At 64.7% G+C, this 23,211-nt stretch carries 26 protein-coding genes, 1 other RNA gene and 1 pseudogene; 13 read left to right on the top strand and 15 right to left on the bottom strand.

Features of this window, described 5'->3' with window-relative positions; translation table 11 throughout:
- Nucleotides 1-300: 300 nt before the first annotated feature.
- The 5 genes from AC0L2F_RS32915 to AC0L2F_RS32895 all read left to right on the top strand — a co-directional run bounded on the left by AC0L2F_RS32915 (nt 301) and on the right by AC0L2F_RS32895 (nt 3,160).
- A complete protein-coding gene (locus AC0L2F_RS32915; protein ID WP_007604668.1) occupies nt 301-810 on the top strand; it encodes a TIGR02281 family clan AA aspartic protease in 510 nt (169 codons plus the stop codon).
- A 62-nt stretch (nt 811-872) separates the two neighbouring features.
- The gene (locus AC0L2F_RS32910) at nt 873-1,169 is read left to right on the top strand and encodes a nucleotidyltransferase family protein (RefSeq protein WP_050992535.1); all 297 of its coding nucleotides are present in this window, start codon (nt 873-875) and stop codon (nt 1,167-1,169) included.
- A complete protein-coding gene (locus AC0L2F_RS32905; RefSeq protein ID WP_473251214.1) occupies nt 1,159-1,329 on the top strand; it encodes a HepT-like ribonuclease domain-containing protein in 171 nt (56 codons plus the stop codon). Before AC0L2F_RS32910 ends, AC0L2F_RS32905 begins: the two co-directional genes overlap by 11 nt.
- 40 nt (nt 1,330-1,369) lie before the next feature.
- A complete protein-coding gene (locus AC0L2F_RS32900) occupies nt 1,370-1,504 on the top strand; it encodes a ribonuclease HepT family protein (protein ID WP_473251213.1) in 135 nt (44 codons plus the stop codon).
- Nucleotides 1,505-1,660: 156 nt separating this feature from the next.
- Entirely contained in the window at nt 1,661-3,160 is a 1,500-nt protein-coding gene (locus AC0L2F_RS32895) for a phosphomannomutase/phosphoglucomutase (RefSeq protein ID WP_063994228.1), read from the top strand.
- A 150-nt stretch (nt 3,161-3,310) separates the two neighbouring features.
- Here the strand turns inward: AC0L2F_RS32895 and AC0L2F_RS32890 are convergent, their stop codons facing one another.
- The 6 genes and pseudogenes from AC0L2F_RS32890 to AC0L2F_RS32865 all read right to left on the bottom strand — a co-directional run bounded on the left by AC0L2F_RS32890 (nt 3,311) and on the right by AC0L2F_RS32865 (nt 7,417).
- Nucleotides 3,311-3,820 carry an Lrp/AsnC family transcriptional regulator gene (locus AC0L2F_RS32890; protein ID WP_007604670.1) on the bottom strand — a complete coding sequence of 170 codons (510 nt, stop codon included), beginning with the start codon at nt 3,818-3,820 and terminating at the stop codon, nt 3,311-3,313.
- 67 nt (nt 3,821-3,887) lie between these two features.
- Nucleotides 3,888-4,841 carry a sugar kinase gene (locus AC0L2F_RS32885; RefSeq protein ID WP_473251212.1) on the bottom strand — a complete coding sequence of 318 codons (954 nt, stop codon included), beginning with the start codon at nt 4,839-4,841 and terminating at the stop codon, nt 3,888-3,890.
- 8 nt (nt 4,842-4,849) lie between these two features.
- Nucleotides 4,850-5,788 carry an NAD(+) diphosphatase gene (gene nudC / locus AC0L2F_RS32880; RefSeq protein ID WP_473251211.1) on the bottom strand — a complete coding sequence of 313 codons (939 nt, stop codon included), beginning with the start codon at nt 5,786-5,788 and terminating at the stop codon, nt 4,850-4,852.
- Between the two features lie 11 nt (nt 5,789-5,799).
- A complete protein-coding gene (locus tag AC0L2F_RS32875; RefSeq protein ID WP_007604673.1) occupies nt 5,800-6,219 on the bottom strand; it encodes an HIT domain-containing protein in 420 nt (139 codons plus the stop codon).
- Nucleotides 6,220-6,383: 164 nt separating this feature from the next.
- Nucleotides 6,384-6,563: pseudogene (locus AC0L2F_RS32870) on the bottom strand (enolase C-terminal domain-like protein); the annotation flags it as partial.
- Nucleotides 6,564-6,661: 98 nt separating this feature from the next.
- Nucleotides 6,662-7,417, bottom strand: a complete 756-nt coding sequence (locus tag AC0L2F_RS32865) for an SDR family NAD(P)-dependent oxidoreductase (protein ID WP_473251215.1) — start codon at nt 7,415-7,417, stop codon at nt 6,662-6,664.
- 226 nt (nt 7,418-7,643) lie between these two features.
- Here AC0L2F_RS32865 and ffs point away from each other — a divergent pair.
- The 5 genes from ffs to AC0L2F_RS32840 all read left to right on the top strand — a co-directional run bounded on the left by ffs (nt 7,644) and on the right by AC0L2F_RS32840 (nt 11,075).
- Nucleotides 7,644-7,740: signal recognition particle sRNA small type (gene ffs / locus AC0L2F_RS32860), an RNA gene on the top strand.
- Between the two features lie 94 nt (nt 7,741-7,834).
- On the top strand, nt 7,835-9,652 hold the full coding sequence (locus tag AC0L2F_RS32855; RefSeq protein WP_473251210.1) for a DNA polymerase III subunit gamma/tau: 1,818 nt from the start codon (nt 7,835-7,837) through the stop codon (nt 9,650-9,652).
- 25 nt (nt 9,653-9,677) lie between these two features.
- Nucleotides 9,678-10,007 carry a YbaB/EbfC family nucleoid-associated protein gene (locus AC0L2F_RS32850; RefSeq protein ID WP_007597704.1) on the top strand — a complete coding sequence of 110 codons (330 nt, stop codon included), beginning with the start codon at nt 9,678-9,680 and terminating at the stop codon, nt 10,005-10,007.
- Nucleotide 10,008: 1 nt separating this feature from the next.
- Nucleotides 10,009-10,611: a recombination mediator RecR gene (gene recR / locus AC0L2F_RS32845; RefSeq protein WP_007604678.1), complete on the top strand. Its 603-nt coding sequence runs from the start codon at nt 10,009-10,011 to the stop codon at nt 10,609-10,611.
- Nucleotides 10,612-10,637: 26 nt separating this feature from the next.
- A complete protein-coding gene (locus AC0L2F_RS32840; RefSeq protein ID WP_473251209.1) occupies nt 10,638-11,075 on the top strand; it encodes a hypothetical protein in 438 nt (145 codons plus the stop codon).
- A 127-nt stretch (nt 11,076-11,202) separates the two neighbouring features.
- Here AC0L2F_RS32840 and AC0L2F_RS32835 read toward each other — a convergent pair whose 3' ends face one another.
- The 3 genes from AC0L2F_RS32835 to AC0L2F_RS32825 form a co-directional block, all read right to left on the bottom strand.
- Nucleotides 11,203-12,567: an AmpG family muropeptide MFS transporter gene (locus tag AC0L2F_RS32835; RefSeq protein WP_473251208.1), complete on the bottom strand. Its 1,365-nt coding sequence runs from the start codon at nt 12,565-12,567 to the stop codon at nt 11,203-11,205.
- 86 nt (nt 12,568-12,653) lie between these two features.
- Nucleotides 12,654-12,956: a GIY-YIG nuclease family protein gene (locus AC0L2F_RS32830; protein WP_007604681.1), complete on the bottom strand. Its 303-nt coding sequence runs from the start codon at nt 12,954-12,956 to the stop codon at nt 12,654-12,656.
- Between the two features lie 134 nt (nt 12,957-13,090).
- Nucleotides 13,091-14,290 (bottom strand): DNA recombination protein RmuC, encoded by a 1,200-nt coding sequence (locus tag AC0L2F_RS32825; protein ID WP_473251207.1) that lies wholly within the window; start codon nt 14,288-14,290, stop codon nt 13,091-13,093.
- Between the two features lie 171 nt (nt 14,291-14,461).
- On the opposite strand from AC0L2F_RS32825, the gene def reads away from it, so the two are divergent.
- The 3 genes from def to truA all read left to right on the top strand — a co-directional run bounded on the left by def (nt 14,462) and on the right by truA (nt 16,977).
- Complete coding sequence (def, locus tag AC0L2F_RS32820; protein ID WP_007604684.1) at nt 14,462-14,986, top strand: peptide deformylase; 525 nt, start codon at nt 14,462-14,464, stop codon at nt 14,984-14,986.
- 209 nt (nt 14,987-15,195) lie between these two features.
- The gene (gene fmt / locus AC0L2F_RS32815) at nt 15,196-16,119 is read left to right on the top strand and encodes a methionyl-tRNA formyltransferase (protein ID WP_473251206.1); all 924 of its coding nucleotides are present in this window, start codon (nt 15,196-15,198) and stop codon (nt 16,117-16,119) included.
- Nucleotides 16,120-16,239: 120 nt separating this feature from the next.
- Complete coding sequence (gene truA / locus AC0L2F_RS32810; protein ID WP_063996733.1) at nt 16,240-16,977, top strand: tRNA pseudouridine(38-40) synthase TruA; 738 nt, start codon at nt 16,240-16,242, stop codon at nt 16,975-16,977.
- A gap of 154 nt (nt 16,978-17,131) precedes the next feature.
- Here the strand turns inward: truA and dapE are convergent, their stop codons facing one another.
- From dapE to argB, 6 genes are all read right to left on the bottom strand, one after another.
- A complete protein-coding gene (gene dapE, locus AC0L2F_RS32805) occupies nt 17,132-18,310 on the bottom strand; it encodes a succinyl-diaminopimelate desuccinylase (protein WP_473251205.1) in 1,179 nt (392 codons plus the stop codon).
- Complete coding sequence (locus AC0L2F_RS32800) at nt 18,307-18,960, bottom strand: DUF805 domain-containing protein (protein WP_063994221.1); 654 nt, start codon at nt 18,958-18,960, stop codon at nt 18,307-18,309. Before AC0L2F_RS32800 ends, dapE begins: the two co-directional genes overlap by 4 nt.
- 231 nt (nt 18,961-19,191) lie before the next feature.
- A complete protein-coding gene (gene dapD, locus AC0L2F_RS32795) occupies nt 19,192-20,037 on the bottom strand; it encodes a 2,3,4,5-tetrahydropyridine-2,6-dicarboxylate N-succinyltransferase (RefSeq protein WP_007604689.1) in 846 nt (281 codons plus the stop codon).
- A 194-nt stretch (nt 20,038-20,231) separates the two neighbouring features.
- Complete coding sequence (locus tag AC0L2F_RS32790) at nt 20,232-20,921, bottom strand: pyrimidine 5'-nucleotidase (RefSeq protein WP_473251204.1); 690 nt, start codon at nt 20,919-20,921, stop codon at nt 20,232-20,234.
- Between the two features lie 196 nt (nt 20,922-21,117).
- Entirely contained in the window at nt 21,118-22,104 is a 987-nt protein-coding gene (locus AC0L2F_RS32785) for a DUF1036 domain-containing protein (protein WP_063996732.1), read from the bottom strand.
- 155 nt (nt 22,105-22,259) lie between these two features.
- The gene (gene argB / locus AC0L2F_RS32780) at nt 22,260-23,147 is read right to left on the bottom strand and encodes an acetylglutamate kinase (RefSeq protein ID WP_007597683.1); all 888 of its coding nucleotides are present in this window, start codon (nt 23,145-23,147) and stop codon (nt 22,260-22,262) included.
- Nucleotides 23,148-23,211 lie beyond the last annotated feature (64 nt).

Genomic DNA, 23,211 nt, shown 5'->3' with positions numbered 1-23,211 from the left:
AAACCTTGGGGTCACCGCTCTCCAGGCAATGCAAAACTCTCCCGGCGGGAGCAAAACATTCTCAAGCTCTGAGGAGCTTGCGTAGCAAGCGTCTCGAAGGATGACGGCCCCGCTGGTGGCCTCGCCCTTCGAGACGCGCGCTACGCGGGCACCTCGGATGAGGATATGTCGTATCTGCGACGACCGGCGCATTAACCGTCCACTCATCCTTTTCGTCAAAATAGCACCGCTCTGGCCGCAGCGTCGCTCGCGGAGCGGCCTCCCGCGTGGTGAAATCGAGCTTCGGCTTCGAGTGGTGCGATGCGTAACATAATGATCTTCGCGGCGATCATGATCGGCCTCGGCACCTTCATGGCGCAGATGGCGGACAGGATGAGCTCCGCTTCGGCGACGTCGGTGCAGCGTACGGTAGCAGTCGCGTCCACCGCGCCGGCCGGCGGCCGTAGCCTCAACATTCCCCGCGACGGCCGTGGCCACTTCCAGACCGAGGGCCGGATCGAAGGCCAGCGCATCGGCTTCATGGTCGACACCGGCGCCTCGGTGGTTGCGTTGAACGAGACCTCGGCCGCCCGCTTCGGCCTGCGTCCCTCGCGCAGCGATTACAGCGCCACGGTCTCCACCGCCAACGGCACCATCAAGGCCGCGCGCACCCGCATCGCCATGCTCGATATCGGCGGCCTCGTCGTGCGCGATGTCGATGCCATGGTGCTGCCCGACGAAGCACTGTCCGAGAACCTGCTTGGCCTCTCCTTCCTCTCTCGCCTCAAGCGCTTCGAATACGCCAACGGTCAGATGGTGCTGGAGCAGTAAGTTCGCCCCGGCGGCCTCGCTAGGCCCTCCCACTGAGGCGGGCGGCATGCTATATTCTGCCGATGAACAGTCCCGACGCGATTGCCATCCTGCGACAGTCTGAACCGGCCCTGCGCAAGCGGGGCGTTTTGCATGCAGCGTTGTTTGGCTCGGTGGCGAGGGGCGAAAGTCATTCCGGCAGTGATGTCGATATCATGGTCGAGATCGATCCCGATGCGCGGATCACGGTCTTCGATTACGTGGAGCTCAAAGAATATATTGCCAATCTTTTTGACGAGCCCGTTGACGTCGTCAACCGGGACGGCCTGAAATCATACGTCGCTCCCGCAGCGACGGCTGACACTGTCTATGCCTTCTGATCGCATCGAGGGGACTCTCCGCGACGTCTTGCATCACATCGATTTGGCGATCGAGTTCGCCGGAGGCCGTGATCGCGATGGGTTCGCGGCAGATCTACGGACCGTCTACGCGGTAACGCGGTGCCTGGAGATCATTTCAGAAGCATCTCGCCGCGCCTGATGACTTGAAAACGAGGCACCCAGCGATCGCGTGGAAGCAGATGGCGGCTGCGGGCAATGTCTATCGCCACAACCATGAGGACGTTGCAGCCCGCTTTGTGTGGGAGACGGTTCAACAGGCTCTTCCGCCTCTAAGGGCGGTCGTTGAAGAGGGGGTTGCGCGCCTGCAGAGTTAGCCCATTCTGGTCAGAGATGCATATCTCGTTCGGGTACAAACCCCGTTACCAAACTGCCGCAATTATCATCCATAAGCTGCCATTCCCGCCTTCCGCTGCAGCCCGGCATTCGCTAAGGCTGCATCAAATCTGGCTCTTTTTCACGAGACCGTCTCAATGTTCCCCAAGCCGAAATCCGTGTTGCTGCCCAACACCTATGCCTTCGAATCCGAACCGATGGTGAAGGCCACGGGCTTTCGCGAATACGACGCGCGCTGGCTGTTTCAGAAGGAAATCAACCTGATGGGAATCCAGGCGCTCGGCATGGGGCTGGGCGCGCTGATTGCGGAGCTCGGCGTCAGCCAAGAGATCGTCACCGGTCACGATTTCCGCGGCTATTCGGCCTCGATCAAATATGCGCTGATCTCCGGCCTGATGGCGGCAGGCTGCAAGGTGCACGACATCGGGCTCGCGGTGACGCCGATGGCCTATTTCGCCCAGTTCGACCTCGACGTGCCCTGCTGCGCCATGGTCACGGCCTCGCACAACGACAATGGCTGGACCGGCGTGAAGATGGGCGCCAACCGCCCGCTGACCTTCGGCCCCGACGAGATGACGCGGCTGAAGGAGATCGTGCTGGGCGCCGAGTTCAAGAACAAGGCCGGCGGCTCCTATCAATTCCACGAGAATTATCCGGCGCGCTACATCGCCGATCTCACCAGCCGTCCGAAGCTCAAGCGCAAGCTCAAGGTCGTCGCGGCCTGCGGCAACGGCACTGCCGGCGCGTTCGCGCCGCAGGTGCTGGAGGCGATCGGCTGCGAGGTGATCCCGCTCGACACCGAGCTCGACCACACCTTCCCGAAATACAATCCGAACCCCGAAGACATGGAGATGCTGCACGCGATCCGCGACGCGGTGCTGCAGCACAAGGCCGATGTGGGTCTCGGCTTCGACGGTGACGGCGATCGCTGCGGCGTCGTCGACAACACCGGCGAGGAGATCTTTGCCGACAAGGTCGGCGTGATGCTGGCGCGCGACATGTCCGCGATCCACAAGGACGCACAGTTCATCGTCGACGTGAAATCGACCGGCCTCTTCATCACCGATCCGGTGCTGCAGAAGCAGGGTGCAAAAACCACCTACTGGAAGACCGGCCATTCCTACATGAAGCGCCGCACCCATGAGACGGGTGCGCTCGCCGGCTTCGAGAAGTCCGGCCACTTCTTCTTCAACAAGCCGTATGGACGCGGCTATGACGACGGTCTCGTGTCGGCGCTCGCGATCTGCGACATGCTCGACCGCGCCCCCGGTAAGTCGATGGCCGATCTCAAGAACGCGCTGCCGAAGACCTGGTCGTCGCCGACCATGTCGCCGCATTGCGGCGACGAGGTGAAGTACGGCGTCATCGACAAAGTGGTGAAGCACTTCGAGGGCTTGCAGGCCAAGGGCGCCAAGATCGGCGGCCAGTCGATCCGCGATCTCGTCACCGTCAACGGCGTCCGCGTCACCGTCGAGGACGGCAGCTGGGGCCTGGTGCGTGCCTCCTCCAACAAGCCCGAGCTCGTCGTCGTGGTCGAGAGCCCGGTCTCCGAGCAGCGCATGCATGACATGTTCGAGATGGTGAACAGCGTGCTGCGCACCCATCCCGAAGTCGGCGAGTACAATCAGAAGATTTGAGGCGCAAGCAAGTCGCCACGCACGCCGCTGTCATGCCCCGGCTTGACCGGGGCATCCAGTACGCCGCGGCTTATCCGTACCCGATCGTCGTCTCTGGAATACCGGATCGCCCGGTCGAGCCGGGCGATGACAGCTTGCGTGTGGTGAGCCCTAAGCCGCCACCACCGCCGGGATCGGCAGCGCGGTGACCGACTTGATCTTCTCCATCGCGAAGCGTGAGGTGACGTTCTTCAGCGGCACGGCGCTGATCAGTTTCTTGTAGAACACGTCATAGGCCTGCATGTCCGCGACGACGACGCGCAGCATGTAGTCGACGTCGCCGGCCATGCGATAGAACTCCATCACCTCGGGCATGGCGCTGACGGCTTCGGCGAACTTCTTGAGCCAGGCGTCGGAATGGTCGGAGCTCTCGACCGACACGAACACGGAGATGCCGAGCCCGATCTTGTTCTGGTCGACCAGCGCCACCCGCTTGGTGATCACGCCGTCGGCCTCCAGGCGCTGGATGCGCTTCCAGCAGGGGGTCGAGGACAGGCCGACGCGGTCGCCGATCTCGGCGACGGAGAGGGAGGCATCGTCCTGCAGAACCATCAGAATCTTGCGGTCGATGGCGTCGAGGCGGCGGCTGGTCTCGGGGAGCGGGACAGCGAGATCGGTCATTTGAAGAACTTTGTTCCATTTCAAGGGACGTTTCCCCTGATATAGAGAAAATCCTTCCACGGCAAGCTTATATTCTCAGCGCGTCCTTCGAATTGCTGCGGTGCTCGCCTCGCAAAAGTTCTTCAACTTCAACGCGTTGCGGGGCGGCCAGGCCACCGCCATGGCGGGTGCATTTCAGCGCCGCGGCGGCCGCGGCGAATTGCAGCGCCTGCCCCACGCCGCCGCCTTCGGCGAGGCGAAGCGTGAAGGCGCCATGGAAGACGTCGCCGGCGCCGAGCGTATCGACCGCCTGAACTGCGAACGCCGGCGTCTCCTCGATCTTTCCGGCCTCGTTCAGCCAGATCGTGCCGCGCGGGCCGCGGGTGGCGGCGAGGAAGGCGGGCGTGAGCGCGGCCAGGCGCTTCAACGCATCGCCGTCATCGGCGATGCCGGCGGTCTGCTGAACCTGTTCGCTGGCGAATAGTAGATGCGACGCTGTCGTGAGCAGTCCGTCGTGCAACGACATCGCGCGATCGACGCCGACGATTACGGCAATGCCGCGCCGGCGTGCCTCAGTGCAGAGGTCCGTGCAGAACGATGCGCAGCGGCTCTCGACGAGGACTGCCTGACAATCGGCGAGCAGCTTGTCGGCGTCGGGCAGCTCGACTGTCCACAGGGCCGGATCGCGATAGATCGTGAGCGTTCGCTCGCCCGTCGCGTCAATGATGATGGCAGAGACGGGCGTGGTCGCATCAGGTATGCGCACGATATGGCTTGTGTCGAGATTCTCCGATGCCATGCGCTCGAGAATGAAGCCGCTCGACGTCTCCCGCGCATCGCCCATCGGACCTGCGAACGCGACGCGGCCGCCAAGCCGCGCGATCGAGATCGCCGCGTTGAGTGCGTTGCCGCCGCAGATCTCCGCAAGATGCGTGGCGTTGGCCTTGCTGCCGCGCGCGGGCACGGCCTCGACCCGAAACGCCAGGTCGCGCACGGGAATGCCGATGCAGAGGATGCGCGGCGCGATCACAGAGTGCGCCATCTCCGGTCTCAGCTCTTGTCGTGCACCCAGCGGCCAAGCAAATGATGCGCAATCGCAAACGGATGCGGGCCGGCGAGCCCGTCCGGATGAGTCCGCGTCAGCATCAAGGCCGCCTCCTGGCGCGTGAACCAGCGCGCATCCTCCAGCTCGGAGTGATCGACGACGATGTCCTCGCTCACGGCCCGCGCGCTGCACCCGATCATCAGCGACGACGGATAGGGCCAGGGCTGGGTCATGTAATACTGCACGTCGGTGCAGCGGATCCCCGACTCCTCGAAAATCTCGCGCCGGACCGCGTCCTCGATGGTCTCGGCGGCCTCGACGAAACCGGCGAGGCAGGAATACATGCCCGGCGGAAACTGCTTCTGGCGGCCGAGCAGGCACTTTTCGCCGGCGGCGACGTGCATGATCACGACGGGGTCGGTGCGCGGGAAATGCTCGGCCTTGCAACTCGGGCACTCCCGCTTCCAGCCACCTTCCTTCATCGCGCTGCGCGTGCCGCAATTGGCGCAATAACCGTGGCGCTGATGCCAGCTCACCATCGACTTCGCCATCGCGATCGCCGACAGCTCCTGCGGCGGCACCGCGCCCTGCATCGCCATGCCGCGCAGCTCGCTGAGAGCGTAGTCCTCGCGCACGACCAGCTTCTCGGACGCGGCCTGCGACAGGCCCATCCCGAACATCGCGGCGCCGTCGCGCAGACCGAGGAAGATCGTGCCGGGATTGGCGCCGCATTTCAGCGCCTCGTCGATTCCGAGCAGCGCGCGTACTTTTTCGCCCTCGCGCTTCACCAGCAGCGAGTCGCGGTAGACGACATAGGCGCGCGAGGACGGCTTCTGCTCCATCGCGAACAGCTTTTCGTCGTCGCGGCGCAGATGCGCGGCGCGGTCGAGAATGTTGGTGACGAAGGCCGGCTGCCCCAGCGGAAACGAATCGAATGCTGACATTTCTTGTTCTTTCAACCCAACCAGATCTTGCGGCGAAGCGCGCTGATGAAACTCTGCACCTCGGTGGCGTCGTGCGCCAAGGGCTGCATCACGCCCCAGACCGGCCGCGGCCAGGCGGCGTCACTGGTACGGCGCGCGATAATGTGGACGTGAAGCTGCGGCACGAGGTTGCCGAGTGCCGCGATGTTGAGCTTGTCGCATCTGGTGATCTCCTTCAGCGCGCGCGAGACGCGGGAGATCTCCGTCATCAATTGCGCCTGCTGCACCTCGTCGAGATCGATGATCTCCACCGCATCCGCGCGCCGCGGCACCAGCAACAGCCAGGGATAATGCGCGTCCTTGATGACCAAGACCTTGGACAGCGGCAAATCGCCGATGTCGATGGTGTCCTCTTTCAGGCGGGAGTGCAGCGACCAGGCGGGTTCGGACATGAAGGTTTCCGGATGGCCCGATGGGGTCGGGCGTGGCGGGGCGGAACCCCTGAATATTTATGCGGACCATACGACAGCGATTCCGATAGGGGAAGGATCGCGCTCCGCGGCAGCCGCATACGCGATCGTCGTCCTGGACAAGCGCAGCGCAGATCCAGGACCCATTACCACAGGATTGGGTTTGGCGAAGATTCGGGCGCAAATTGCTCGACGTCGCGCAAGATCTTGATGGCGCCGAACGGCGCCAAGGCCTGGTTGTAATCGACGCGAAGGTCGACCTTGTCGTCGAACTCGTTGCGGATCGCGGGGAGGTGCTCGAGATCCTCGCGATGCGGCTTCACGCCGGTCTTGACCTTCTAGATGAAATTGCCGACGCCCTGGATGCGCCATCTTGATCGCGCTTCCGACCAGGACAGCCTGAGACGTTCGACGGTCGCTTCGGTCATGTCAGGCCTCCATTGACGTGCCAGACCTGGCCGGTGACGTAGGACGCTTTTGGCGAGGCGAGGAAGGCGATGATCTCGGCGACTTCCTCCGACCGCCCGCGGCGGCCCATCGGGATCAGCGCCTCGGTCGCGGCGATCTGCTCGGGTGAAAGCCGGCTTTCGCTTGGTTTGTCCTTGACAATGAGGCCAGGCGCGACTGCGTTGACGGTGATGCCCTCCTTGGCGAGCTCGACTGCAGTGAGCCGTACCAGCGCTTCGAGCGCGGAGCGGCTCGCAGCCGTCGCGGCGAAGGGCGCGAATTCGGGTCGAATCGCATGCGCTACGAAGGACGATACCGCCACGATCCGCGCATCTCGTCCCGCACGCAGCTGCGGAAGAGCAAGCTTGACGAAACGTGTGAAGGCGAGGGCCGATTCGTCCATCGCCTGCAGGAATTGATCCGCGGGCGTGCCGATCGCGCTGCCGCGCCGGGCGTGACCTCCGACCAGGATCAATCCGTCAAGCCGGCCAAAATCGAGATGGGCGGTCGCGCAAGCAAGCGTCACGGCCACTTCATTGGCGAGATCGCCGAGGCATGTTGCAACAGCCGCGCCGCTTGCTTTGGCTTCCGCGGCGGTCGCCTTGAGGCCGTCCTCATTCGATCGGGTATGCAGCACGAGCCCGACGCCGGGAGCTGCGAGCAGTTTTGCTGTGGCACGGCCGATGCCGCTGGCGGCGCCGGTGACGAGATAGACGCGATTGATTTCGGACATCACGAAGCCGTTGTGGCCGGCGGCAATGCGCCGGTGCGGTGGAAGGAAATGGCTGAGGAAGGCGCGCGTCGCCGCCTCCCGCGGATTGTCGCTCACCAGCAGCGCCGGGTCTATCGGCTAGGCAGACCGGGAATTGCCCGGATGCTGAGCAAGCCACCATGAAGCCCAGCCTGTTCAAGCCGATACCCGCTTGCTTTCCGGTCCTTTTGGCCCCAAATAGGGACCGGGAGATTGGCGGTGGACGAGCCACTCGCCAACCGGGTCAGGTCCGGAAGGAAGCAGCCCTAACGAGGTCCGGATCGGGTCGCTCGTCAGTCTCCTACCTGTTTTTCCGAGCGAATTGCGCCGGCGGCTCGGGCCGCCAGCGCGCTCCTTTCCGCAAAGCCGGCCGAAAGACACTTCATTGCGGATCGACCGATGACCGACGCTGGCGCCCCTCCCAACCCTGATAGCGCCGGCCAGGCCAGCACGCCCTACCGGGTGTTGGCGCGGAAATACCGTCCTTCCTCATTCGATGATCTGATCGGCCAGGAAGCCGTGGTCCGCACCGTCTCCAACGCGTTCGAGACCGGACGCATTCCGCAGGCCTGGATCCTCACCGGCGTTCGCGGCGTCGGCAAGACCACCACCGCGCGCATTCTTGCCCGTGCGCTCAACTACGAGATGCCGGATGGCTCGGTGAAGGGCCCGACGGTCCAGATGCCGACGCTCGGCGTGCATTGCCAGGCGATCATGGAAAGCCGGCACATGGACGTGCTGGAGATGGACGCGGCCTCGCATACCGGCGTCGACGACGTTCGTCAGATCAATGACAGCGTCCGCTACGCGCCGGCCAGCGCCCGCTACAAGGTCTACATCATCGACGAAGTCCACATGCTGTCGACGGCGGCGTTCAACGCCTTCCTGAAGACACTGGAGGAACCGCCGGAGCACGCCAAATTCGTGTTCGCCACGACGGAGATTCGCAAGGTTCCAGTCACGGTGCTGTCGCGCTGCCAGCGTTTTGACCTGCGCCGCGTCGAGGCCGACGTGCTGATGAAGCATCTCGCCAACATCGCCGCCAAGGAAAACGTCGAGATCGAGCCTGAAGCGCTCGGCATCATTGCGCGCGCCGCGGAAGGCTCGGTGCGCGATTCGCTCTCGCTGCTCGATCAGGCGATCGCGCATGCAGCGGGCACCGTGAAGGCCGATGCCGTCAGGCAGATGCTGGGGCTCGCCGACCGCACCCGCGTCATCGATCTTTTCGATTCGCTGGCGCGTGGCGACATCGCATCCGCGTTCAGGGAGTTCCGCGACCAGTACGACGTCGGCGCCGATCCGATCGTCGTGCTCTCGGATCTCGCCGAATTCGTCAATTTCGTCACCCGCGTGAAGATCGTGCCGGCGACTGCCGACAACGTTGCCTATGGCGAGACCGAGCGCGTGCGCGCGCGGGATTTCGCCTCGAAGATCTCGATGCGTGTGCTGTCGCGGATGTGGCAGATGCTGCTCAAGGGCATCACCGAGGTGCAGGCCGCGACGCGGCCTGCGGCTGCCGCCGAGATGGTGCTGGTGCGCATCGCCTATGTCGCCGACCTGCCGACGCCGGACGAAGCCATCAAGATGCTGGAGCAGAACGGCGGCGGCTCGCCGGTCGTGAGCGGCGGCAGTGCCGCGCGCAACGCGCCGGCCGGGCCGGTGGCGTCCGCAGCGCCGGTTCGCATGCCGACTTCGTCACCGTCCTCTTTCGGCGGCGGTGGTGCCCGTCCGCAAATGGCTGCGCCCGCGCCGGATCCGCAAGCTGCCGCACCCGTATTGCGCGTCACGAGCTTCACCCAGCTCGTTGCGCTGGCCGGGCAGAAGCGCGACCTCCTGACCAAGGGCGCGCTCGAAGGCGACATGCGCCTCGTTCGTTTCGAGGAAGGCCGGCTCGAAGTTGCGCTCGAGCCCAACGCCTCCAAGACCATGATTTCCGATCTTGCGCGCAAATTCGAGCTCTGGACCGGGCGCCGCTGGACCGTGATCGTCTCCAACGAGCCGGGCCAGCCGACGCTGCGCTCGGTGAGCCAGGCGGCCAAGCAGGAACACGCGCGCACCGCCGAGGCCGATCCGCGCGTGCGCGAGGTGCTGTCGCGTTTTCCGGGTGCGAAGGTCGTCGAGGTCCGCAGGCTTGCCCCCGAGGCGCCGGAATCCGATATTAATGCCGACTATGGCAGTGACGATCCGCCCGACGGTTCCGACGGCGACGATCTCTAGAGCCAATTTTCCAAGGACAGCACCGATGGTCGATATTTTCGGCATGATGAAGCAGGCGCAGCAGCTGCAATCCAAGATGCAGGAGATGCAGGACCAGCTCGCCAACGTCGAGGTCGAGGGCATCTCCGGCGGCGGTCTCGTCGCCGTGCGCATGACCGCGAAGATGGACGTCAAGGGCGTGAAAATCGATCCTTCGCTGATGAAGGCGGAAGAGCGCGAGGTGCTCGAGGATCTGCTCGTCACCGCGTTCGGCGAGGCCCGCCGCAAGGCGGAAGCCGCCATGCAGGAGAAGATGCAGTCGCTCACCGGCGGGCTCGGCCTGCCGCCGGGGCTGTCGGGGCTGTTCGGCCAGTAGGATGGGCGCTGTTGCAGGTCCTGAAATCGAGCGGCTGGTCCAGCTTCTCGCGCGGCTGCCGGGCCTCGGCCCGCGCTCGGCGCGGCGCGCCGCGCTGCATCTGATCAAGAAGCGCGAAGCGCTGATGATGCCGCTGTCCTCGGCCATGCAGGTTGCGCTCGAGAAGGTCCAGGTCTGCAAGACCTGCGGCAACATCGACACGCAAAGTCCCTGCACGGTCTGCACCGATCCGCGGCGCGATCCCTCGATCATCGTCGTCGTCGCCGACGTTGCCGATCTCTGGGCGCTGGAGCGGGCCAATGCCACCCAAGGGCGCTATCACGTGCTGGGCGCGACATTGTCGCCGCTCGACGGCGTCGGCCCGCAGGACCTCACCATCGAGGCGCTGGTCGCGCGCGCGCATGAGGCGCAGGTGCATGAGGTCATCCTGGCACTGAATGCCACCGTCGACGGCCAGACCACGGCACACTACATCACCGACCTGCTTCAGGACGCCAACGTAAAGGTAACCCGGCTCGCCCATGGTGTGCCGGTCGGCGGCGAGCTTGATTATCTCGATGAAGGTACGCTATCGGCCGCGATGCGGCAGCGTACCCTGTTCTAGCCATCCAGACTCACGGAACGGACGACATGACGAAACTTTTCGCCACACGATGGGCTTTGGTCGCGACGATCGCGATGCTGGCGACGCCGGCGATCTCCGCGCAGCAGGACGACGGGGCTCCGCCGCCGTCCAAGCCCGGCAAGCCGATCAATGCCGGCGAGGTGCTCTCGGGCGAGCTGAACACGATGAAAGTGCGCGACGTCAAGAACGTCGGCAAGCGGATTGCCATGTACCAGATCACCTCCGAGCCGCGCCGGCTGCCGCCGCCGAACGGATTGTGCAATCTCGAGACCGGGCCCGAAACCTTTCAGCTCGTTCCCAGCGGCGACGCGCAGGCCGCACAGCTGAAGACGTTCGCCGGCAAGGAGATCTCGGTCAAGGTCGACGAGATCGCCTGCGCCAGCGATCCCGGCCAGATGAGCGAGGCCGTGATCACGAAGTGGAGCCTGATCAAGAAGCAGTAGGGGGCGGGGTGCTCTGCTCTCTCCGTCATTGCGAGGAGCACTTGCGACGAAGCAATCCAGACCGTCTCCTCGGCGCCAGTCTGGATTGCTTCGCGTCGCTCGCAATGACGAAGGTGAGAGAGTCGACCTAAACCCTCACCGGCCCCAGCGCATCAAAATGCCCGCGCTTCTGCAGCCAGGCCAGCAGCACCAGGCTCGGGATCGCCACCAGCATGCAGATCACGAAGAACAGCGGCCAACCGGTGGTATCAGCCACGAAGCCGGCGCCTGACGAGAGATAGGTCCGCCCTACCGCGGCAAGCGCGGTGAGCAACGCATATTGCGTCGCCGTGTGCAGCGGGTTCTGGCAGAGCGCCGAAAGATAGGCGACGAAGATCACCGTGCCGATGGCGCTGGTGAAGTTCTCACAGGTGATGGCGAAGGCGAGCGCCCATTGGCTGGTACCGACAAAGGCCAGCCACGAGAAGGAGAGGTTCGCGAGCGCCTGCACCACGCCGCCGATCCAGAGGCTGGTCGCAAGCGAATAGCGCCGCGCCACGAAGCCGCCGGCAAAGCCGCCGATCAGCGTCGCCGCGAGGCCGACGCCCTTCACGATCGCCGCATAGTCGTTGCGGGAGAAGCCGAGGTCGATCACGAACGGCGCGGTCATCGTGCCGGAGAAGGCGTCGGTGAACTTGAACAGCACGACGAAGGCGAGTGCCGCAAGCGCGTCCTTGCGCGTCAGGAATTCCGAGAAGGCGCCGATCGCCGCGTGCAGCACGCGCGCCAACGCGGTCTGCGTCTGCGTCGCGGCTTCCGCCCGCAACGACTGCTCGGGCTCGGTCGCCACCAGCGCCGTGATCGTCCCGATCAGCACCATCGCCGCCATCACCACATAGCCCCACATCCAGGCGGACGTGCGGGTGATGCCGGTGCCCTCGAAGCCCGAGACGATGAACAGCGCGCCGGCGGTCGAGACCAGCATGCCGATGCGATACGCCGCGACATAGGACGCCATGCCGGCGGCCTGCTCGCTCTCCGGCAGGCTCTCGACGCGGAAGGCGTCGACCACGATGTCCTGCGTCGACGAGGCCGTCGCCACCAGCAATGCGCCGAGCGCGACGTAGAACGGCGAGCGCGCGGGATCGGTCAGTGCCAGCAGCAGGATCGCTGCGATCAGCAGCAATTGCGAGAACAGCAGCCAGCCGCGGCGCCGCCCGAAAGCGCGCGTGAACAGCGGCACATGCATCGCATCGACCAGCGGCGCCCACAGGAATTTCAGCGTGTAGGGCGTGCCGACCAGCGCAAACAGCCCGATGGTCTTGAGATCGACGCCCGATTCCCGCATCCACACCAGCAGCGTCGAGCCCGACAGCGCCAGCGGCAGCCCGGACGAGAAGCCGAGGAACAGCACGATCAGCACCCGCGGTTGCAGGTAAACGGCAAGGCTGTCACGCCAGGAGGTGGGAGCCGTGTCGGGACTGGCGGGGGAGGTCGCGTCGGGTGCGGTCATGGGGTGGTGTTAGCAGATTCTGGCGGCCACAAGTGAGGTGTCGTCGCCCGGCTTGACCGGGCGACCCAGTATTCCAGAGGCCGGAGTTATGGCGGACCTGCGATCCCCGCATAGAGATCGTTCCAATCAGGATTATCCTTCTCGATCAGCGCAATCTTCCAGTCGCGCTTCCATTTTTTCAGGCGCTTCTCGCGTTTTATCGCATTCTCGGGATCATCGAATTGCTCGAAATAGACTAGCTTCACAACGCCATATTCCTTCGTGAAGCTCTCGACCAACTGCAATTTATGCTCCGCCACGCGGCGGATGAGATCATTTGTCACGCCAATGTACAGCGTTCCGCCGATCTTGCTGGCGAGGATATAAACGTAGTAGCAGCGCCCGCCCATCTGCCGCCTCCCGCTCCGCTGTCATCGTTCGCGAAGGCGGACGATCCAGTAATCACCAGCATCCCGGTTCAATCACGACTGCCGCGGCGTACTGGATGCCCCGCCTTCGCGGGGCATGACTGTGTGCCTCAATCTCACTCCCCCGCCTGGAGCTTCCTCGGGAACAGCTCGGCAGCGCCGGTGGCCACGAGATGCGGGGCTTCGGGTGCATCGGTCTTGCTGAAATCGAGCTCTTCGATGCGCCCGGCGCGTTTCTCGATCTTGTCGGCGGAGATCAGGATCTGGCGGACGTCTTCGTTCGCGTCGGCAAAGTGCTTCTGCAATTTCAGCACGCGATCCCTGAGGCGGCCGAGATCGTCGCCGAGCTTGATCACTTCGGTGCGGATCTGGTCGGCGGCGTCGCGCATGCGCGCGTCCTTCATGATCTGCTGCATCACCTGGATCGCCAGCATCAGCAGCGACGGCGACACCAGCACGACGCGGGCGCGATAGGCCTTCTGGATCACGTCGTCGAAACCGTCGTGGATTTCGGCGTAGACCGATTCCGACGGCACGAACATCAACGCCATGTCCTGGGTCTCGCCGGCGACGAGATATTTTTCCGCAATATCGCTGACATGCTTCATCACGTCGCCGCGCAGCCGCTGCGTGGCGATACGCTTTTCCTCGTCGGTGCGCGCGTCATGCAGCGCGGTCATCGCTTCCAGCGGAAATTTCGCGTCGATGCAGAGCGGCCGCTGGTCGGGCAGGAACACGACGCAGTCCGGACGCTTGCCGGTCGAGAGCGTGAACTGGAACTCGTAGGCGCCCTTGGGCAGACCATCCTGGACGATCGCCTCCATCCGCGCCTGACCGAAGGCGCCGCGCGATTGCTTGTTGGCGAGCACGTCGCGCAGGGTCGTCACCTGCGTGGTGAGGTCGGTGAGGTTCTTGTGCGCGCTGTCGATGATGCCGAGCCGCTCGTGCAGGGCGCGCAGGCTATCCATGGTGTTGCGCGTGGTGTTTTCCATCGATTGGCCGACCCGGTGGGTCACCGAATCCAGCCGCTCGTTGACCGCGCGTGCCATGTCGGCCTGGCGGCCGGCCAGCGTCTGGGTCATGGCGTCGACGCGGCCCGAAGCCTCGCTCTGGGCGTGCAGCATCTGGCTGATGCGCTCCTCGAGCTCGTCGGCGCGGATCGCGTTGGCCATCGCGAGTTCCGCCCCGCGCCGCCCGGAGCGCGCGATCACCACGGCAATCACCACCATCAGGATAAGGACCAGGGCGCCGAAGCCGATCAGCGCGTCCACGGCGCGCACCGGCCAGTCGCCGAGCATGAAAATGATCTCGTTCATGCCCCTGCTTCTAGCCGATTCGCTCGCCCGCACGAACGAATAGCGAACATTTAGTGTAAATGCCCCGTTAAATTTTATGGTTAACGAAACCCGAAGTTTTATGGTTAGCGGAGGGTTAACGGGGTTCCCGGCCGCATTGACCGCATCGAACGCGCGGCTTAAATCGCGGCCATGGCCCTCAGAGAAATCATCATCCTGCCCGACAAGCAGCTGCGTCTGGTCTCCAAGCCGATCGAGAAGGTCACGCCGGAGATCCGCAAGCTTGCCGACGACATGTTCGAGACCATGTACGACGCGCCCGGCATCGGGCTCGCGGCGATCCAGATCGCGCAGCCGTTGCGGCTGATCACCATGGACCTCGCCAAGCCCGACCAGGACGGCGAGACCAAGCCCGAGCCGCGCGTCTTCATCAATCCGGAAATCATCGCCTCCTCGGAGGACCTGTCGGTCTACGAAGAGGGCTGCCTGTCGATTCCCGAATATTACGAGGAGGTCGAGCGGCCTGCGAAGGTTCGGGTGCGCTACATGGATCTGGACGGCAAGGTGCACGAGGAGGACGCTGAAGGCCTCTACGCCACCTGCATCCAGCACGAGATCGACCATCTCAACGGCGTGCTGTTCGTCGACTATCTGTCAAAGCTCAAGCGCGACCGCGTGCTCAAGAAGTTCGAGAAAGCCGCCAAGCGCGCGGAGTGAGTACAAGCGACTGTGCTGCCCCACATTCCCCTGCGCTTCTTCCCCCCTTGTGGGGGAGGGTGGGGGAGAGGGGTAGCCCAGACGGAAGTCTCTCCGTCATCTGGATCAGGTGCGTGCCGCGAAACCTGAAACCGAGAGAGCGCGTCGTGTGGCACCCCTCTCCCTAGCCCTCCCCCACAAGGGGGGAGGGAACGTACCGAGTGCTTGTCATGCCCCTCCGCCTGATCTTCATGGGCACACCCGATTTCTCCGTGCCGACGCTGCTCGAGCTCGTCGCGCATGGCCACGAGATCGCTGCCGTGTATACGCGCGCGCCGAAGCCCGGCGGCCGGCGCGGCCTGCAATTGCAGCCGACCCCGGTGGAAGAGGCCGCGCGAAAGCTCGGCGTGCCCGTGCTGACGCCGAAGACTTTGAAAACGCCGGAGGCGCTGGAAGAATTTCGCGCCTTCGATGCCGATGCGGCCGTCGTCGTCGCCTATGGCATGATCCTGCCGCAGGCGATCCTCGATGCGCCAAAGCTCGGCTGTTACAATCTGCACGCATCGCTGCTGCCACGCTGGCGCGGTGCCGCTCCCATCAACCGCGCGATCATGGCCGGCGATGCCGAGAGCGGCGTGATGGTGATGAAGATGGATGTCGGGCTGGACACCGGCGACGTCGCCATGGCGGAACGGCTCGCGATCACGGACAATATGACCGCGCTCGATCTGCACGATCGTCTGTCCCGGCTCGGTGCCGATCTGATGGTGCGCGCCATGGCCGCGCTCGATCGCGGCGGGCTCCAGCTCAAGCCGCAGAGCGAGGACGGCGTCACCTATGCCGCCAAGATCGACAAGGCCGAGGCGCGGATCGACTGGACCAGGCCCGCGCGCGAGGTGCTGCGCCATATCCACGGCCTGTCGCCGTTTCCCGGCGCCTGGGCCGAGCTTGAGAATGCGCGGATAAAGATTCTGCGCTGCGAGCTGGCGAACGGCACGGGCGCACCCGGCGAGGTGCTCGACGATCACCTCACCGTCGCGTGCGGCGAGGGCGCAATCCGCCTTCTCGAGCTCCAGCGCGAAGGCAAGGCGCGCATGCAGGCCGCAGACTTCCTGCGTGGCGTGCCGTTGAAGGCAGGCGCCCAATTCAAGTGACGCTGTCATACCCCGCGAAGGCGGGGTATCCAGTACGCCGAGGCTTCTCGGTCAAACGGATAGGCTGCGGAGTACTGGATCGCCCGGTCGAGCCGGGCGATGACAGCGAAACTGGACAAGATGCCCCGCTACAAGCTCATCATCGAATATGACGGCGCGCCGTTCTTCGGCTGGCAGGTGCAGGAGACGCTGCCCTCGGTGCAGGGCGCGCTGGAGGCTGCCGTCAAGGCGATGACCGGCGCGGATGCGCGCGTGCACGGTGCCGGGCGCACCGATGCCGGCGTGCATGCGCGTGGCCAGGTCGCGCATGTCGATATCGACAAGCAGTTTCCGCAGGGCCGTTTTCGCGACGGCTTGAACGCGCATCTGCGCCCGCATCCCATCGCCGTGCTCGAAGCCGAGATTGTGCCGGAGACTTTCGAGGCGCGCTTCTCGGCCGTGAAGCGCCACTATCGCTATCGCATCGTCAACACCCGCGCCAATCTCGCGCTCGATGCCGGCCACGCCTGGCGCGTGCCGCGCCGGCTCGACACCGATGCGATGCATGCGGCGGCACAACGCCTGCTCGGCAAGCACGATTTCACCACCTTCCGCGACACCGAGTGCCAGGCCAGATCGCCGGAGAAGACGCTCGATCAGCTCGACGTGTTGCGCGATGGGCGCGAGATCACGATTCTCACCTCGGCGCGCTCGTTCCTGCACAGCCAGGTGCGCTCGATGGTGGGGTCACTGATGTGGGTCGGCGAGGGCCGCTGGACCGCGGACGATCTCTCCGCAGCGCTCGCCGCGCGCAACCGCGCCGCCTGCGGCATCGTCGCCCCGCCGGACGGGCTGTACCTGATGCAGGTGGATTATTAGGAGCGGGGAGTTCTCGCCTCCCCACCGGTGTCATGCCCCGCGCAGGCGGGGCATCCAGTACGCCGCGGCGTCTCGGCTCAATCAGCGCTGTCTCTGGAATACTGGATCGTCCGCCTTCGCGGACGATGACAGCGGAGAATGGCGCGGTCGTGGCCTACCCAAAATACCTCGCCAAAATCCCGCGATACACCTTCGTCAGCTGCTCCAGATCCCTGACCGGTACGCGCTCGTCGATTTGGTGCATGGTCTGGCCGACCAGGCCGAACTCGATCACCGGGCAATAGCTCGAAATGAAGCGCGCGTCCGAGGTGCCGCCTGAGGTCGACAGCTCCGGCTTGCGGCCCGTCACCTCCTCGATCGCGGACACCGCGAGTTCGGTGAACGGGCCGGGTTTGGTCACGAACACGTTCGAGTTCGAGGGCTCCCAGACGATGCGGGCGCGGATGCGGTTGCCGCAGGCTTTTGTCAGCCGCGTCTCGACCAGTTCGCGCAGGCTCGCCTGGGTGTGATTGTCGTTGTAGCGGATGTTGAATTTTGCGCGGGCTTGTCCCGGGATGACGTTGTTGGCGGTGTTGCCGACGTCGACCGAGGTGAATTCGAGATTGGAGGCCTGGAACGCCGCGCTGCCATGGTCGAGCGGCTCGTCCGAGATCGCCACGATCAGCCGCGCGATATCAGGTACCGGATTGGCGGCGCGGTGCGGATAGGCGACGTGGCCCTGCACGCCGTCCACGTAGAGCGTGCCGGATTGCGAGCCGCGGCGGCCGACCTTGATGGTGTCGCCGAGCGTCTCGACGTTGGACGGCTCGCCGAGCACGCAATGGTCGAATTTTTCGCCACGCTCGGCGGCCCACTTCAGCAGCTTGATGGTGCCGTTGATGGAGACGTCTTCCTCGTCGCCGGTGATCAGGAACGAGATCGAACCCGAGCCTGATGTTTGGCCGTCGCTGCGCGGCTTGCCGTCGTTCGCGGCGAGATGCTCCAGCACCGCGGCAACCGAGCAGGCGATGCCGCCCTTCATGTCGACTGCGCCGCGGCCATGCAGAAAGCCGTCCTTCACCTCGCCGGAGAACGCGCCGACGCTCCAGGCGCTCTCGTCGCCCGGCGGCACCACGTCGGTGTGGCCGGCAAAGGTGATGTGCGGCCCGTCAGTGCCGATCCGAGCATAGAGATTGTCGACGTCGGCGGTGCCGGGCTCGCTGAAGGTGACGCGGTGGCATGTGAAGCCGGCTGCGGTGAGAACCTGTTCGAGCACGCCCAGCGCACCGGCATCGGCCGGGGTTACCGAGGGGCAGCGGATGAGATCGCGGGCAATCGAGAGAGCATCGGTCATGCGCCCCGCTTAACATGCATGCCGCCGGGTGGGCTAGCACTGGGCGGGACAAATTCGATCTCGCTCTGCTGGTCCCAGCTTTTCGTCGCAGGCGGGGCGGGCGCGGAGTCATCTTCAACCTCGGCCAGTGGATCGCGGCCGAACCGGTTGTCGCCCGAGGTGCCCGGTACAATGAACATTTCCACGAGGCCCCAAAACCAGGGAATGTGCACGGCCCAGGCGAGGGCAACAGCCCAGTTTGAATTGGTGGGTAGCAGGTCCGAGAATTGGTCGAACAACGCGGGCACGACGAAGAACGGAACCAGCCACCACCCGCTCCGGTCGCGATCGTGCAGTCGCTTGGTCGCGGTTGCGAGGTAGATCCACAGGAAGAGCGAGCTGCCGAGCACCTTGAGGATGAGGGTCGCGCGATCGGTGGTTGCCAGCAGACGGTAGGCCCTGGGATCGACCACGTTGAAGATGTCGTCGACACCGAAATCGAAGTCGACCTTGAAGTTGAAGGCGAAAGTTGCGGCCCCGTTCAGCACCTTGATGGCCTGGTCGATCATCCCGAGCATGCAGGCCAGCAACATGACGATCAGCAGCGCCTGCCACAGCAGGGCGCGGTTGATGCGGCCGTCGAAGCGGAAGAGATACCACGTCCAGTCCATGCCAAAGGCTCCGGGCGGGAGAGGTCGCCCGGATGTTGGTCGCGATGGGGGAAGGGAGGGTTCGATGCCGCTGCCAGACCCGTCATCCTGAGGTGCTCCCCTGCGGTGCAGAGCACCGCAGGGGGAGCCTCGAAGGATGAGCGGCCACGATGCTGCTGGCAGCCGCGCCGTCGCCCTTCGAGGCTCGCAGAAGAGGCGAGCACCTCAGGGTGACGGTGAGATAGTTAGTCCCTAATCCCGCAGCAGCTCGTTGATGCTGGTCTTGGAGCGCGTGCGCTCGTCGACGCGCTTGACGATGACGGCGCAGGCGGTGCTCGGGCCGATCTGGCCGTTCTTCATGGGCTTACCGGGCAGCGCGCCGGGAACGACGACCGAATATTCCGGCACCTCGCCGATGAAGATCTCGCCGGTCTCGCGGTCGACGATCTTGGTCGAGGCACCCAGGAATACGCCCATCGACAGCACCGCGCCCTTGCGCACGATCACGCCCTCGGCGACCTCGGAGCGCGCGCCGATGAAGCAATCGTCCTCGATGATGACAGGCTCGGCCTGCAGCGGCTCGAGCACGCCGCCGATGCCGACGCCGCCGGAGATGTGCACGCGCTTGCCGATCTGCGCGCAGGAGCCGACGGTCGACCAGGTGTCGATCATGGTGGATTCATCGACATAGGCGCCGAGATTGACGAAGGACGGCATCAGCACGACGTTGCGGGCGATGAAGGCCGAGCGGCGCACGATGGAGCCGGGGACGGCGCGGAAGCCGGCGTCGCGAAAGCGGTTCTCGCCCCAGCCGTCGAACTTCGAGGGCACCTTGTCCCACCAGGCCGCCTTGCCGGGGCCGCCGGGAATGGCGCCCATGTCGTTAAGGCGGAACGAGAGCAGCACCGCCTTCTTCAGCCATTGATTGACCTTCCACTTGCCGTCGGTGCCGCGCTCGGCAACGCGGGCCTCACCCTTGTCCAGAATCTCCAGCGCGTGATCCACGGCCTCGCGGACCTCGCCCCTGGTCGAGGTCGAGACGCCGTCGCGCGCCTCGAAGGCGCCGTTGATGGTGGATTCGAGGGCGGACAGGGACATCGGGATTTCCTCACAGGCAGGCGGGAATTTGCGGTGATTTGGAGCGCTTTTTCGGGATTTGGGGGGACGGAGTCAAGCTTGGTTCGGTGTCATCACCCGCGAAGACCGTAGCCCGGAAGGAGCGAAGCGCATTCCGGGGCGGTCTCACCGCAACAAAGCCCCGGATTTCGCTCGCGCTCCATCCTGGCTACCGTTCAATGCGACAGCCTGCCCAAAAACCCCGCCAGATCATCCGTGACGTGGTCGACATGGGCGGCATCCCGGCCCGCGAGCTCCCAGTCCTCGCGCACGACTTCTTTCGTCCCGTCCGGCACCACCAGCACGGTGGTCATGCCGAGCTCGTGCGGGACGGTGAGGTTGCGGGCGAGGTCCTCGAACATCGCGGCGCGAGTCGGATCGACCGAATGGTCGGCGAGAAACTTGCGGTAGGTCTGCGGCGCCGGCTTCGGCTCGAAGTCGGCGGCGATGATGTCGAACACGCCGTCGAAATGCGTGGCAAAGCCGAGCCGGGCCAGCACCGCATCGACATGATCGACCGAGCCGTTGGTCAGGATCAGCTTTCGTCCCGGCAGTTTTGCGATGGCCTCGCCCAGCGCCGGGTTCGGCTCCAGCGGGGAGTGGTCGATCTTGTGGACGTAGGCGAGATAGTCGTCGGCGCGGACGCCATGCAGGGTCATCATGCCGCGCATGGTGGTGCCGAAGCGCTGGTAATAATCCTTCTGGATCTTGCGCGCTTCCACCGGCGTCAGATTCAGCCAGTTGCAAACGAACTCGGTGATCCGCGCATCGACCTGCTGCCACAGATTGACGTGGTGCGGATAGAGCGTGTTGTCGAGGTCGAACACCCAGGTGTCGACATGGGCGAAGGCGCGGGGAGATTTCATTTTCACTCTCTATCCGTTGACCGCGGCGGCGCTCCACCCTCAATCGTCGTCCTGGCGAAAGCCAGGACCCATAGGCCGTGACGGATCATTGGGGCACTCTGGTCGTCGTTCTCTGCCAAACCCAATCCTGCGGTCATGGGTCCTGGCTTTCGTCAGGACGACAGCGGAGTGCGCGTCCTGATCACAACACCACCAATCACGGCATCGCAAACCGCAGCGTCTTGCCGCCGCTCGACATGTCCACCGCGCCAAAGCCCGTGGCCGCGAAGCCGCGCGCGCCGCAGTCGGTCTGCTCGTTGGTCTCGAACTTGGTCTCGCGCGTGCAAAGCTGCCTGTCGCCGCCCCAGTTCAGCGGCTTGTCCTTCAGCTTGACGATTCGGTTGTCGGCGTCGATGGCTTCCGCGAAGCTGAAGATCTGCTTCGGCTGACCGCTGACATCAGGGTGCAGGCAGGTCTTGGGGTCGATGCGATACCAGCCGCGGCTGGTCACCGACTTGCCGTCGTCGGTGGCGACCGCAGCCATCACCTTGTGTGTGGTGTCGTTGCACCAGGTGAGGCCGGTCGCAGACGGGGTCTGCACCGCATCGACCATGGTCTTGAAGAAGTTCGGCGACGACAGGATGTCGGACGACAATCCGCGGCTCTTCAGGAAAGCGGCCAGCGCGCCTTGCGTCTTCGGCCCGTCGACGCCGTCGATCGGCGCGGCGTCGTAGCCTGCGATCACCAAAAGCCGCTGGATGCCGGCAAGGCGGGCCTGCTCGTCGTCATATTCGGAGTCCTCGGCGAGATAGGCGACGAAATTGCCGTCCGCGCCTTGCGTCGGCGTGATCTGGGTGAAGGCGGCCTGGGTCTGGCCGCTGCGGCACTGTCGCGCGGCCGCGATGACGAAATTGTCCTGTGCGACGCACAGCGTGTCGCTGCCGTTCTGCGGGATCGGGGATGCGCCGTAGACGCCGAGCGCGCGGGCGTTGAGCAGGATGCGGTCGGCGGAGAGCGTGCCCTGCACCACGACGCGGCAGGTGGCGGGGTCGATCCTGAACCAGCCGCGCGTCGCGGTCGCCGCCTTGTCGTCGATGCCGATCGCGGCCTCGACGACATAGGACATGCGATTGCAGATCTTCAGGTCGGCGAAGGCCGGTGCGGAGGAGAACACGAACGAGATGGCCGCGGCGGGGAGGGTCATCAGGAAGCGCGTCAGGACGGAGCGGCGCTGCCGCCTCGCGCTCCGCTCGTCATGCCCGGGGCTGTCCCGGGCATCCACGTTCTTGGCGCGGGACGAAAGGTCGTGGATGGCCGGGACAAGCCCGGCCACGACGGCGTCTCTCGTTTTCTCATCTCTCACTTGTGGATCAGCGTGCCCGTGCCGGTGTTGGTGAAGAGCTCGAGCAAGACTGCGTGCTGCATCTTGCCGTCGATGATGACGACGCCTTCCACGCCCTGTTCGAGCGCGTAGATGCAGGTCTCGACCTTCGGGATCATGCCGCCGGAAATGGTGCCGTCGGCGATCAGCTTTCGCGCGTCCTTGACCGAGAGCTGCGGGATCAGCTTCTTGGACTTGTCGAGCACGCCCGGCACGTCGGTGAGCAGCAGCAGCCGCTTTGCCTTCAGCGCGCCGGCCACGGCACCTGCGAAAGTGTCGGCGTTGACGTTCAGCGTCTGGCCCTCTTTCGAGGTCGCGAGCGGCGCGAGCACCGGGATCAGCTCGTAGCCGATCAGCTGGTTGAGCAGCGTGAGATCGACTTTCTCGGGATCGCCGACGAAGCCGAGATCGACCGCCTTCTCGATGTGCGAGTCCGGATCCATGATGGTGCGCGTCGTCTTGGACGCCTTCACCATGTTGGCGTCCTTGCCGGATAGCCCGACCGCCTTGCCGCCGGCCTCGTTGATGTAGCCGACGATCTGCTTGTTGACGGAGCCGGCGAGCACCATCTCGACGATCTCGATGGTGGCGGCATCGGTGATGCGCAGGCCGGCGGCAAACTCCGAGACGATGCCGAGGCGCTTGAGCATGGTCGCGATCTGCGGGCCGCCACCATGCACCACCACCGGATTGATCGCGGTCTGCTCGAGCAGCACGATGTCGCGGGCAAAATTCTTCGCGGTCTCCTCGTCGCCCATGGCATGGCCGCCATACTTGATGACGATGGTTTCCTCGTCATACTGCTGCATGTGCGGCAGCGCTTCGGACAGGATGCGGGCCTGGTCGAGCGGGGAGATTTCGGTCATGAGGCGGATCTCGCTGGCGGGATACTCGGGCCGCGTTCTATCCGATTGGCGGGCGGGGCGCAAA

The sequence above is a fragment of the Bradyrhizobium sp. Ken64 genome, assembly GCF_055807555.1.
This window is presented reverse-complemented; position numbering and strand designations above follow the sequence as displayed.

Coding starts and splice junctions, on each gene's coding strand:
- AC0L2F_RS32915 (WP_007604668.1), top strand. CDS start 301: ATGCGTAACATAATGATCTTCGCGGCGATCATGATCGGCCTCGGCACC.
- AC0L2F_RS32910 (WP_050992535.1), top strand. CDS start 873: ATGAACAGTCCCGACGCGATTGCCATCCTGCGACAGTCTGAACCGGCC.
- AC0L2F_RS32905 (WP_473251214.1), top strand. CDS start 1,159: ATGCCTTCTGATCGCATCGAGGGGACTCTCCGCGACGTCTTGCATCAC.
- AC0L2F_RS32900 (WP_473251213.1), top strand. CDS start 1,370: ATGGCGGCTGCGGGCAATGTCTATCGCCACAACCATGAGGACGTTGCA.
- AC0L2F_RS32895 (WP_063994228.1), top strand. CDS start 1,661: ATGTTCCCCAAGCCGAAATCCGTGTTGCTGCCCAACACCTATGCCTTC.
- AC0L2F_RS32890 (WP_007604670.1), bottom strand. CDS start 3,820: ATGACCGATCTCGCTGTCCCGCTCCCCGAGACCAGCCGCCGCCTCGAC.
- AC0L2F_RS32885 (WP_473251212.1), bottom strand. CDS start 4,841: ATGGCGCACTCTGTGATCGCGCCGCGCATCCTCTGCATCGGCATTCCC.
- nudC (WP_473251211.1), bottom strand. CDS start 5,788: ATGTCAGCATTCGATTCGTTTCCGCTGGGGCAGCCGGCCTTCGTCACC.
- AC0L2F_RS32875 (WP_007604673.1), bottom strand. CDS start 6,219: ATGTCCGAACCCGCCTGGTCGCTGCACTCCCGCCTGAAAGAGGACACC.
- AC0L2F_RS32865 (WP_473251215.1), bottom strand. CDS start 7,417: ATGTCCGAAATCAATCGCGTCTATCTCGTCACCGGCGCCGCCAGCGGC.
- AC0L2F_RS32855 (WP_473251210.1), top strand. CDS start 7,835: ATGACCGACGCTGGCGCCCCTCCCAACCCTGATAGCGCCGGCCAGGCC.
- AC0L2F_RS32850 (WP_007597704.1), top strand. CDS start 9,678: ATGGTCGATATTTTCGGCATGATGAAGCAGGCGCAGCAGCTGCAATCC.
- recR (WP_007604678.1), top strand. CDS start 10,009: ATGGGCGCTGTTGCAGGTCCTGAAATCGAGCGGCTGGTCCAGCTTCTC.
- AC0L2F_RS32840 (WP_473251209.1), top strand. CDS start 10,638: ATGACGAAACTTTTCGCCACACGATGGGCTTTGGTCGCGACGATCGCG.
- AC0L2F_RS32835 (WP_473251208.1), bottom strand. CDS start 12,567: ATGACCGCACCCGACGCGACCTCCCCCGCCAGTCCCGACACGGCTCCC.
- AC0L2F_RS32830 (WP_007604681.1), bottom strand. CDS start 12,956: ATGGGCGGGCGCTGCTACTACGTTTATATCCTCGCCAGCAAGATCGGC.
- AC0L2F_RS32825 (WP_473251207.1), bottom strand. CDS start 14,290: ATGAACGAGATCATTTTCATGCTCGGCGACTGGCCGGTGCGCGCCGTG.
- def (WP_007604684.1), top strand. CDS start 14,462: ATGGCCCTCAGAGAAATCATCATCCTGCCCGACAAGCAGCTGCGTCTG.
- fmt (WP_473251206.1), top strand. CDS start 15,196: ATGCCCCTCCGCCTGATCTTCATGGGCACACCCGATTTCTCCGTGCCG.
- truA (WP_063996733.1), top strand. CDS start 16,240: ATGCCCCGCTACAAGCTCATCATCGAATATGACGGCGCGCCGTTCTTC.
- dapE (WP_473251205.1), bottom strand. CDS start 18,310: ATGACCGATGCTCTCTCGATTGCCCGCGATCTCATCCGCTGCCCCTCG.
- AC0L2F_RS32800 (WP_063994221.1), bottom strand. CDS start 18,960: ATGGACTGGACGTGGTATCTCTTCCGCTTCGACGGCCGCATCAACCGC.
- dapD (WP_007604689.1), bottom strand. CDS start 20,037: ATGTCCCTGTCCGCCCTCGAATCCACCATCAACGGCGCCTTCGAGGCG.
- AC0L2F_RS32790 (WP_473251204.1), bottom strand. CDS start 20,921: ATGAAATCTCCCCGCGCCTTCGCCCATGTCGACACCTGGGTGTTCGAC.
- AC0L2F_RS32785 (WP_063996732.1), bottom strand. CDS start 22,104: ATGACCCTCCCCGCCGCGGCCATCTCGTTCGTGTTCTCCTCCGCACCG.
- argB (WP_007597683.1), bottom strand. CDS start 23,147: ATGACCGAAATCTCCCCGCTCGACCAGGCCCGCATCCTGTCCGAAGCG.